Raw genomic sequence first — 10697 nt, 5'->3', positions numbered from 1 at the left:
GTTAATTTGCTTCAGATAGACAAACCTTGCACCCAGCGCCACGCACTGCGCAAGGGAGCAGTCATTCTCCAGGAAATGGATTCCTGCATTTCAAGCAGCCTTTTTTCAAGCTCGAGCGACCTCTCCGATGTGTCGACCAACTGCGTTTTTGCTGCATCAAGCAAATTTTTGCTGTCGCTCAAACGAGCCTCAAAATCTTGCAGTTCCCCGGGGGATTCTGACCTGGTGGCTCCAGCCCGTCGAGATTCACGTTCAAGAATGCCAGGCAGTGACATCCAAAAAGCATTCATGACGACCATGGAATCGGTCTTGCCACTCCGAACCATATCGGCAACATGATCCCAGTAATTTTCCAGCACATCATTTGCCTCGATGGCCAACTGCGAAGGTTCTTTTCGGCCAATTCGCTGGGACAGCCATTCGGGATCATCGCAGCCTGCCGGCGGCAGCGGATGCACGGAGCTGTATTTGGAAAGTGTCGTGAATTTTCCTTGGGAAAGATCACTGGAACTGAACACCGGAATACCACACGACAATGCTGTGATCGCAAGATGATAGCTGTGCCCCACAACAGCCTCGGATCCGCTGATCAATGATGCCAGGGCCATTGGCGACGGCCATTCACCGAGACAGAAAGTACCTGGGAGATCAGCATCGATGAACGATTCGTGGTCACAAAGCACGGGGCCAAGGCGGAGGAGAAGGAAACTAAGGTTCGGCAGCTCAACTCGAAATTTCTTGACATAATCAGTAAATCGCTCGAGATTTTGAGTCGCTTGAATAACTATGTAGGGCGTCTTGAGGCCTAAGTACTTGAGGATTGCATCTGCCTCATCGGTTCCAGAATGAGACTTCAAACAGCGTCCAATTGAAAATGCTGTATCAGGCATCACATGCACACGCTGCGGGTCAACAAATGGCATGAGCGCGGTTTTCGAGGGCTCGTCTCGTACTGCAATATGAGTACTGCACTCCAGAGCCAGAGAAAGTAGCGGATGGCTCCAGCTTGGTATATCGTTGCAGTGCATGCCCGGTGCATTCCATATCACCGGAACACCATGTTGTGCACCAAGCAATGCCGGGGTCAGCCAGTATCCTGTGGGATGTTGAATCCACGCTACCGGCGGCTCATATCCAGGGGCGATGAATTTATCAAAACGTACAATAAAACCGCCGCCGATCAGGATCGCATCAAGACCACTGGCCATGCGGGGCAGGTCCGCAAGTGATTCCACCCCATATGGCCAATCCTGCGAAGATTTGGCGTGATAAGAGAAGGGGACGAGTTCAATGTTCCCGAGCCTTTGAGAAAGCTCCAGTTCAGCAATGATCGGAAAAAGCAGATCACCATAATTTTGAACATCAAACGTGCCAAAGATGCCAATGCGCCAGGAACGTTGATTTTTCATTGCATTGGAATCGCTTGTATTCATTTCTCGCGTTTGCAAAAACTGCTGACGAGGTAAACCATCACGGTCAACCAGACCAATATTATTCATCATCGATAGATCAGAGATCTAGGGTACTCCATCACGACCCGGACTCATACTTCTCTGCACTTGGTTTTCATGCGCGCTTTCTAGGATCTTCAGCGTCGCCAATCCCGCTCGCTCCCACGAAAAACTCGAAGAGTGCCTGAGTGCATGCTCGCTGAGTTCCTGTCTCAAGTCTTCGTTGGTGATGAGTCTGGCGAGTCCGTCAGCAATTGAATCCACATTGAGGGGATCTACGAGTACACCTCCTCGCCCAACCACTTCTGGAAATGCTGACGATACGGAAGCCAGCACCGGGGTTCCAAATGACATTGCTTCCGCTACCGGCAAACAAAAGCCCTCCAGAAGAGACGGCGCAGCCAAGCATTGCGCATGCCGATACAGTGTTGACAGAACCTGATCATCAACATTTTCCAGGATGACCACCTTGTCCCTGATCCCCAGGGCTTCAATATCATTCTTCACGGAATTTCGGCCCCAGCTCGCAGCCCCCACCAGCACCAAAAGAATTTTGGCCTCCGTACGGTCGATCATGCGTTGAAAAGCCTGCAGCAATCTTGCCAAATTTTTTCGGGGCTCGAAGCTGCCCACAAACAGTACATATGGCCTTTCAATACCCAAGCTCCTTAAATGAACGAGCGGCAATGGGGGGGGCATATGCGCCCCGCCTTCGGTTGCAACTGACACTTTTTTCTGGACCGATTCCCCAAAATACCGTTTGATATCCTCCGCCGTTGATTCCGAGATCGCGATGATCTGTTGAGCGGCCGCAAGGCTTCGAGGCATGAAGAAGCGGTCCAGGCAGTACGTGACGCGGCGCATTGTTTCTGGCTGCTTCAGCCAGCAAAGATCATGAACGGTCACTGTTGTGGCTGTTTTTCGTGGTAACGACCACGGCAATCTATGCGCGGGACTCCAGTAGACATCGGGCTGATCAATGCTCCCCCAGATGACTTGCGAGAAGAACAGACTGGCGATCCTTCCGACATCACGGGGAAAGTAATCGGATCGACAAGTCACATTCGGCAGCTGGACATAATGAGCCGCTGGACAAACCCTTCCATAGAGCAACCAGTGATGCCGGCCTTGACTCTGCTCAATCATCAACGGCAGCAGGCATTTTATGTACCTCGCAATACCTGAACCGGGTATTTCAAGCATGCTGATGTCCACGGCTATGCGCATAGCTACATTTCCTTTTTCTTTTTTTTTTCCGAATCATCTGCCGATCCGGTATTTTTTGAGGTTTCTAAAATTCTATGGATCACCTCCTTGTAATGAATTGCTCTCTTGCTCCACGCAAACTCGGCAATGGCACTCTCATTCCGCAAAAACATCGATTCCAGGGCCCCGCCCAACCAGCACGCATGAATTTCGCGAAGGGTATGCTCAATTGAAGCTGCATTGTTCTGGATAACCCATCCCGCGCAGACTCGCATGATCAGCGCTCCGGCCTCATCCGTGGCCGCACTGGAAATATGCAATATAGGAGTGCCTGCACCAAGATATTCATAAATCTTTCCTGGAATCTGGAATGGCTGGCTATTGCCAATGCTAAGCAGCACATTGCAATTCTGCTGTGCCAAAATGCATTTCCCATGATCGGCAACCCCATGAAATTTGATGCCTGAAATACCGTGGAACAGTGATTGATACGCGACGTGATTTCCGTAAAAGTCGACTGAGATATCCAAATCACGAAGCGATCGCAACGCTATTGCCAGCTCGACGGGCGAACGGAAATCTGCGTAAAAATTCCCGGTATATACAAGGCGTAGAGACTTCGATCGATCGCGGTTTTCAATAAATCCACTATTTTTACTTGGAAACCCCTGCGCGATGCATGTGAATTTTCCGTCAACATCATGCAGGTCATGGCGCTTTCTCAAAAGATCAACAACAGCCGTTGTCGTCACCACCATCGCATCAGCATGGGTGATAATTTTTGCCTCAAAGGCCAGATCAATTCGCTGACGCCAGCGCGGCGTATAAGGAGCAACGACCGGGTCAGCAAGATCGATGATGAGTGGAATTCGAAAGATCCGTTTGGCCAGGAGGCCGAGAAGAAGGTCGGCCCCGGGCTCATGGGAAGCCACGATTGCACTGAATTTCGTCGTTCTGAGCAAGTGAATCAAACGCAAAGATGCGGTGGGTACCCATTCGGTACGCAGATCAGGAAATATGATCTGATCGAGTGCACGACGCCCCCAGCGATGCATTTTTAGCCAAATGGAGTCACCGCCAATGGGGCCCACAACACCAGCACCTTGTGATCGCCTGGATATATATAAATAGGCACTCTGCGAAAAGCCAACATACGGCCCAGGCCAAACCCGGTGGATGATCACTCCAGGCGCAAAATCCTGGTGAAAGGGTGGCAATGCGGGCATATCGGGACAAAGTACATGCACTTCTACGCCGAGCCTTGCCAGTTCATTCGCCAGATAGAACCATCGTAGTGACTGTGCTGAGACGATGGGAGGAAACTCATAGGCGATCAGAAGAATGCGCATAGCTACTTTTGGTCAATGCCTCTTGCAATATATCCACAATTCTTGCGGATGCACGGCCATCGCCGTAAGGGGAGTTTCGCGATGAAAATGATTGATAGAGAGCATCATCATCAAGTAGCTGCAACGATGAGTTGACAATGGAGTCAAAATCACACCCTACCAGCTTCGTCACTCCAGCGTCTATGCCTTCGGGTCTTTCAGTTTCATTGCGCAAAACAAGCACAGGCTTTCCCAATGATGGCGCCTCTTCCTGGACTCCACCAGAGTCAGTCAGTATGAAAAATGCAGATTTCATGGCCGCAACGAAATCCACATAATCAAGCGGCGGGACAAGGCGAATCCTAGGATGATCCGAAAGATATTCATATGCTGCATTTTTTATGGCAGGATTCGGGTGAACCGGAAAGAGAATAAAGATGTCATTCCGCACATCAGCCAGATGTCTTGCCGCTCGGCATATTTCAAAAAAAGGTTCCCCGATATTCTCCCTTCTATGTGCGGTAAACAGTATCATTCTGGATTTTTTAAATTCCGATGATACCGGTGATGGACAAAGATCTGCCGTATAGAGCAATGCATCAACAACCGTATTACCAGTTACATGAATGGTATCGGCGGATTTTCCTTCCTCAATGAGATTATTTCGAGCAATATCCGTTGGTGCAAAATGCCACCGAGCCATATTTCCAACCACAACACGGTTCATTTCTTCTGGAAATGGATTGTCATAGTCCCTGGTTCGCAAGCCCGCCTCCACGTGCGCAAATGGAATGCGAAGATAGAATGCAGCAAGCGCTGCAGCCATTACGGATGTTGTGTCCCCTTGCCCAATCACAATATCCGGTTTTTCAGCCTGAAAACAACGATCCAGTTCACCAAGCAACCGAATCGTCAGTTTCGACAGGCTTTGGTTTGGCGCCATCACCTCACAAATGATATCTGGAGCCAGCGAAAAATGAGAAAGCATCTTCTCGACCAGAACAGGATGCTGTCCTGTCGAAACAATTCGCACTGATGCCCAGCTGGTGCTACGCAATGCGATAATCAGCGGCGCCATTTTAATGGCCTCTGGCCTGGTGCCAACTACGCAAATTATTTTTATTCTGTTGGACAAGTACATTACAAAAGGATGAAGCTACGAAAAATAACAACAAGGCCGTTGCCAGCCACGCTCTTGATCAGATTAATCTCTATCGGAGAAATTTTCGTCTTTCGTTCATGCCCTGTATTTCTCACGCACATTAAAGTGGGAGTGAAAAAACACGAAGCCTCGGCTCCCCGGGACGGAGAGCTGCAGGATATTGCTACAACGCCAGCGGCCATCCATCGTACGCCCAGACCCCCTTGGATGCAGCCCGTCAATTTCATTGGCATCGCACCAGGATGCTTCTGGTTACCGGTGCTCAGTGCGCACTCCTCTGCGGGGACGGAGGCTCCGGTTCATTGGGGTATCCGCAGTTTCGCGAAAGCCTGTTTGCCGGGGACCCTTGCGGGTGCCGCACTTAGCGCATATCGATGCTACGCAATGGTCTTTGCGCAGCCGTAGCGCTTGTCGGAACCTCGCGGCCTGTCCCATTGCTCCACGAACCTGCCCGCCATGCCCCACACACCCCAACCCCTGAACCGCCGCCACCTCATCCAGGCCGGCCTGGGCGCCGCCGCCTGGGCCGCCACGGCGGGCGTGCCCGCGCTGGCCGCGCCACCCACGCCACCCGCACCTGACCTCTCCAAGGTGACGCTGCGCATCGGCACCTATAAGGGCCTGTGGCGCGGCCCTCATCGCCGCGTCCGGCCAGGGCCGCACGCCCTACCGCATCGAATGGCGCGAGCTGAACAACGGCGTGCTGCACATCGAGGCCCTGAACGGCGACGCGCTGGACCTGGGCTCGGGCAGCGAGATCCCGGCCCTGTTCGCCGCGCGCCAGAAGGCACAGGTGCGCTTCATCGCGGTGGTGCGCGAAGACCTCCACAACCAGGTCACGCTGGCCCGCAAGGACGCGCCCATCCAGCGCATCGCCGACCTCAAGGGCAAGCGCGTGGGTTACGTGCGCGCCACCACCTCGCACTACTACCTGAGCCGGCAGCTCGCCGAGGCGGGCCTGTCGTTCGCCGACATCAGCGCCATCAACCTCACGCCGGCCGATGGGCTCTCGGCCTTTGACCGGGGCGACCTGGATGCCTGGGCCATCTATGGCTACAACGGCCAGCTGGCGCGGCTGCGCTACGGCGCGCGCGTGCTCAAGACCGGCCAGGGCTACCTGTCTGGCAACTTCCCCATCTACGCCAACCCGCGCGCGGTGGAAGACCCGGCCCGGCACGCCGCCATCAGCGACTACCTGCAGCGCCTGCGCCGCGCCTACCTGTGGGCCAATGGCAACTACCTTGAGTACGCCCGGGCCCAGTCCGCCGAAACCCGCGTGCCCGTGGGCGACCTGATCGAGCTGTGGAACAACCGCAGCACCGACTACGACCTGCGCCCCGTGGACGACGGCGTGGTCAAGGGCCACCAGGCCGTGGCCGATGCCTTCCTGCAGCTGGGCGTGCTGGACGGCCCCGCGCAGGTCGCGCCGCTGTGGGACCGCAGCTTCAAGAGCGTGCTGCAGCCGCCCGGGTTGGCCACGGCGGGCTGAGGCAATGCACCGGCCGGCATCCAGCCGGCCGGCCATTTTTTGCGTGGCACCAGTCCGCCTTGCGCTTACCATGCGCCCCTCAACCACAACGAGGAGCATGATGAACAAGCAAAAGCGCCATTTCGTCGCGGCCAGCATGGGCCTGGCAGGGCTGTGGACCACCACCGGCAGCAGCCACGCGGCCCCGCCCGCCGCCTCCGGCAACCCCGCGCTGCTGACCATCAGCGGCGCCATCACCAAGCCCAACCGTGGCGCGCTGGACCCCACCATCGACCAGATGATGGGCAAGCATGGCATCCAGTTCCCCCAGGCGCACGCGTTCGACGCCGCCGCCCTGCAGCGCATGGCGGCCGTCACCATCAAACCCACGCTGGAGTACGACGCCAAGCCCCACACACTCAAAGGCCCCCTGCTCACCACCGTGCTCGCGGCAGCGGGCGTGGCGGCGGGCAGCCCGGTGCAGCTGGTGCTGCGCGCGGTGGACGGCTACAACGTCACCATCAGCATGGCCGACGCGCAGGCCTATCGCATGATCGTCGCCACCCACATCGACGGCCAGCCCATGGCCCTGGGCGGCCTGGGCCCCCAGTGGGCCGTGTACGACGCCGATGTGCTGCCCGCGTTCAAGGACAAGCCGGTGAAAGAGCGCTTTGGCCTGTGCCCCTGGGGGCTCTACCACGTCGAGGTGAAAAAGGCCTGAGTCAGCCTGCCAGGGTGACGCAGCCCCAAGAAAAAGAAAAAGAGCGACCCGATGGCCGCTCTTTTTTTCATAGCTGCCAGCGCTTGTCCAACAAGCGCAAGGGGCCATTTTCACTCCAATCAGGATGCCCTCCCCACCATCCGCGCCCCCAGGGCCGCCAGCGACCCCGCGGTGGCCAGCGCCACCACCCCCAGCCAGCCCCACTGCGCCAGCACCAGGCTGCCCAGCGCCGCGCCGGCCGACATGCCGATGAACATGCCCGTGAACAGCAGCGCATTGAGCCGGCTGCGCGCGGCGGGGTCGATACCGTACACGATGGTCTGGTGCGCCACCAGCGTGGCCTGCACGCCAAAGTCAAAACCGATGGCACTGGCCACGATCAACGCGAGCTGCGCCTGTGCCGGTAGCAGCGGCACCAGCGCCATCACGGCAAACGATGCGGCCGCCAGCCCGGCGCCATAGCGGGTTACCACCTCGGGCCCGCGCTTGTCGGCCAGGCGCCCCGCCAGGGGCGCGGCCAGTGCGCCCGCCGCCCCGGCCAGGCCAAACGCACCCGCAGCCGCCGTGCCCAGGTGGAACTGGCTGTGCAGCATCACCGCCAGCGTGGACCAGAAGGCGCTGAAGCCCACGGCCAGCAGGCCCTGCGCCCAGGCCGCGCGGCGCAGCGCCGCGTGCTGGCGCCACAGTGCCACCATCGAGCCGATCAACGCCCCATAGCCCAACTGCGTGGTGGGCGCGAAACGCGGCAGCCCGCGCCACACGGCCACCGTCAGCAGCGCAATGGCCACCGCCGCCGCCACATACACCGTGCGCCAGCCCCACTGCTGCGCCATGAAGCCGCTGACCACGCGCGACAGCAAGATGCCCAGCAGCAGCCCGGTCATCACGATGCCCACCATGCGCCCGCGCTGCGCGGCCGGGGCCAGCGTGGCGGCGGCGGGCACCACGTCTTGCGCCACCGTGGCCGCCAGGCCCACGGCCAGGCTGGCCGCCAGCAGCGCGCCCATGCCGGGCGCCAGGCCGCTCAGCAGCAGGGCCAGCATCAGCGCGATGGACTTGATGACGATGATGCGGCGCCGGTCATACCGGTCGCCCAGCGGGGCCAGCAGCAGAATGCCCAGCGCATACCCCAGCTGGGTGAGCGTGGGCACCAGGCCCACCACGCGGCTGTCGGCCTGCATGTCGGGCCCCAGCACGCCCAGCATGGGCTGGCTGTAGTACAGCGACGCCACGCTCAGCCCCGCCGTGGTGGCCAGCAGCAGCAAGAGCGGCGCGCTCACCGCGCCCTCGGCAGGCGGCCGCGCCGGGGCCGTGCCGGCGGCAGGGCTTGTTACATGCACATTTTGAATGGAAGACATCTCAATACCCGCTCAACAAAAGGAATGGTGCGATTGTTCTAGCGCACCCTCCCCTTGGGTAGTGGGCCAAGCTGCAGATTTGTTATACGCTTGGCGCATGACCATCACCCTGCCGCCCGGCGCCGACCGCATCGAGCTGATGCAGACCTTCATCCGCATCGTGGAGACCGGCAGCCTGTCTGCCGCCGCCCAGCAGCTGGGCACCAGCCAGCCCACCGTGAGCCGCCGCCTGCAGGCGCTGGAGCGCAGCCTGGGCATCAAGCTGCTGCAGCGCTCCACGCATGTGATGAAGCTGACGGAAGACGGCGAACGCTGCTTTGCCCACGCCAAGGCCCTACTGGAAGACTGGCGCGCCATGGAAGACGACCTGCGCGGCACGGCCGACACCCCGCGCGGCACCCTGCGCGTGCTGGCGCCGCACGCCTTCGGGCAAGACCAGTTCATCGCCCCGCTGATGGCCTACCTGCGCCGCTACCCCGAGGTGGACGTGGAATGGATGCTGCACGACCGCCGCCCCAACTTCATCGCCGAAGGCATCGACTGCGCCATCCAGGTCGGCGCGGTGGACGACCCCAGCGTGGTGGCCGTGCGCCTGGCCGAAGTGCCCCGCATCGTGCTCGCCTCCCCGGCCCTCATGGCCGGGCGCCCCACGCCCGAGCATGCGCAGGACCTGCAGCGGCTGCCCTGGCTGGCGCTCAGCACCTTCTACCGGCGCGACGTGACGTTGGTGCACGAGCCCAGCGGGGAGGCCCACACCTTCGGCATCACACCGCGCCTGGCCACCGACAGCCTGTATGCCCTGCGCAGCGCCGCGCTGGCCGGACTGGGGGCATGCATTTCATCGGCGTGGATCGTGGACAACGATGTGCGGCAGGGGCATTTGCTGCACCTGGTGCCCACATGGCACGCCGCGCCGCTGCCGGTGTACCTGGTGTACCCCTACGCGCGGTTCTATCCGGCGCGGTTGCGGTTGTTCCTGGAGGCGATGCGGGGCGCGATGCCCGGGCTGGTGGGAATGCGGGCGGTGGCGGGCTGAGCGCAAGATGCAAGACGCGTCCCGGCCAGGGGCTGCCGGTGGCTTTTTTTGGCGGCGCCGCCGCAACGCCCGCCTCACCGGCGGGCCGCGCAGCGCAGACCCGTCCAAGGGCTGCACGCCGTGAGGCGGCAGGGCCCCTCCCGGCCTCAGCGCGCGCGCCGGTAGTGCATGGCGACCGCGCCGCAGCGCAGCGGCCTCGCCGAGATCAACGCGAGCCGCCGCGTACCGGGCAGCCCGCTCTCGTACAGGGTTGGGCCGTGGCCGGAGATCCTGGGATGGACGAGCAATTGGTACTCGTCGATCAGATCCAGCCGGTCCAGCTCGGTCGCGAGCTTGCCGCTACCGAGAAGTACGCCGTCTGGGGTCGCGTCCTTGAGCTGCTGCACGCCCGTGCGCAGGTCGCCGGCGATGTGGTGGCTGCGGGTCCACGGGAAGTCCTTTCGCGTCGAGGACACCACGTACTTTGGCTTGGCCTCCAGCTTGACCGCCCACTCGCGCACCGCCGCCGGCGCCTCCACGTCGCCACGCGCCACCGCTGGCCAGTAGCTCTCCATCATCTCGTAGGTCACGCGGCCCCACAGCATCGCCCCGTTCTCGTCCATGAGGCGGGTGAAGAAGGCGTGTGTCTCCTCGTCGGCGATTCCTTCCTGGTGGTCGACGCAGCCGTCCAGGGTGACGTTGATGCTGAAGGTCAAGAGTCCCATGGTGTCCTCCGTGCGAGATACGCAACGAGCCGCTCGCCGCCTGGCTCCCGTGCACGAGCCCCTTCGCGAGGCGCGCCCCCGTGCCGACTGCCGACTGCCGGCTGGCGCCTGGCCGTGAAGCCGCGCCACGAAGCGGCGTTGGCTGGAGTGAATTGTCAGGCCTCGTGCGCTAGTTCGGCCCGGATCTCCTCACGGCCGAAAGAAAAAGAGCGGCACATCGGCCGCTCTCGTTTCAATAGCACCCAGCGCTTGACCAGAAAGCG

At 59.8% G+C, this 10697-nt stretch carries 8 protein-coding genes and 1 pseudogene; 3 read left to right on the top strand and 6 right to left on the bottom strand.

Annotation, left to right across the window (positions count from 1 at the left end; translation table 11 throughout):
• Positions 1–11: 11 nt before the first annotated feature.
• From AC1RVY_RS00670 to wecB, 4 genes are read right to left on the bottom strand one after another with little or no spacing between them, the layout of a single operon-like run.
• A complete protein-coding gene (locus AC1RVY_RS00670) occupies positions 12–1499 on the bottom strand; it encodes a polysaccharide pyruvyl transferase family protein (protein WP_492804869.1) in 1488 nt (495 codons plus the stop codon).
• Positions 1500–1517: 18 nt separating this feature from the next.
• A complete protein-coding gene (locus AC1RVY_RS00665) occupies positions 1518–2678 on the bottom strand; it encodes a glycosyltransferase family 4 protein (RefSeq protein ID WP_492804867.1) in 1161 nt (386 codons plus the stop codon).
• Positions 2679–2680: 2 nt separating this feature from the next.
• A complete protein-coding gene (locus tag AC1RVY_RS00660) occupies positions 2681–4006 on the bottom strand; it encodes a glycosyltransferase (protein WP_492804865.1) in 1326 nt (441 codons plus the stop codon).
• The gene (gene wecB, locus AC1RVY_RS00655) at positions 3981–5126 is read right to left on the bottom strand and encodes a non-hydrolyzing UDP-N-acetylglucosamine 2-epimerase (RefSeq protein WP_492804863.1); all 1146 of its coding nucleotides are present in this window, start codon (positions 5124–5126) and stop codon (positions 3981–3983) included. The genes AC1RVY_RS00660 and wecB overlap by 26 nt, the downstream gene beginning before the upstream one ends.
• A 477-nt stretch (positions 5127–5603) precedes the next feature.
• Between wecB and AC1RVY_RS00650 the strand changes: the two are divergent.
• Positions 5604–6636: pseudogene (locus AC1RVY_RS00650) on the top strand (ABC transporter substrate-binding protein).
• A gap of 100 nt (positions 6637–6736) precedes the next feature.
• A complete protein-coding gene (locus AC1RVY_RS00645; protein WP_492804861.1) occupies positions 6737–7336 on the top strand; it encodes a putative pterin-binding protein in 600 nt (199 codons plus the stop codon).
• Positions 7337–7455: 119 nt separating this feature from the next.
• Here the strand turns inward: AC1RVY_RS00645 and AC1RVY_RS00640 are convergent, their stop codons facing one another.
• Positions 7456–8694, bottom strand: a complete 1239-nt coding sequence (locus AC1RVY_RS00640; RefSeq protein WP_492804859.1) for an MFS transporter — start codon at positions 8692–8694, stop codon at positions 7456–7458.
• A gap of 97 nt (positions 8695–8791) precedes the next feature.
• Here AC1RVY_RS00640 and AC1RVY_RS00635 point away from each other — a divergent pair, with 97 nt between their 5' ends.
• The gene (locus AC1RVY_RS00635) at positions 8792–9730 is read left to right on the top strand and encodes a LysR family transcriptional regulator (protein WP_492253395.1); all 939 of its coding nucleotides are present in this window, start codon (positions 8792–8794) and stop codon (positions 9728–9730) included.
• A 146-nt stretch (positions 9731–9876) separates the two neighbouring features.
• Here AC1RVY_RS00635 and AC1RVY_RS00630 read toward each other — a convergent pair whose 3' ends face one another.
• On the bottom strand, positions 9877–10434 hold the full coding sequence (locus tag AC1RVY_RS00630) for a dihydrofolate reductase family protein (RefSeq protein WP_218341032.1): 558 nt from the start codon (positions 10432–10434) through the stop codon (positions 9877–9879).
• Between the last annotated feature and the right edge of the window lie 263 nt (positions 10435–10697).

It is taken from the genome of Acidovorax sp. GW821-FHT11A03 (genome assembly GCF_058809075.1).
Note: the sequence above shows the minus strand (reverse complement) of the source record. Positions and strands in the feature narration are given on the sequence as shown.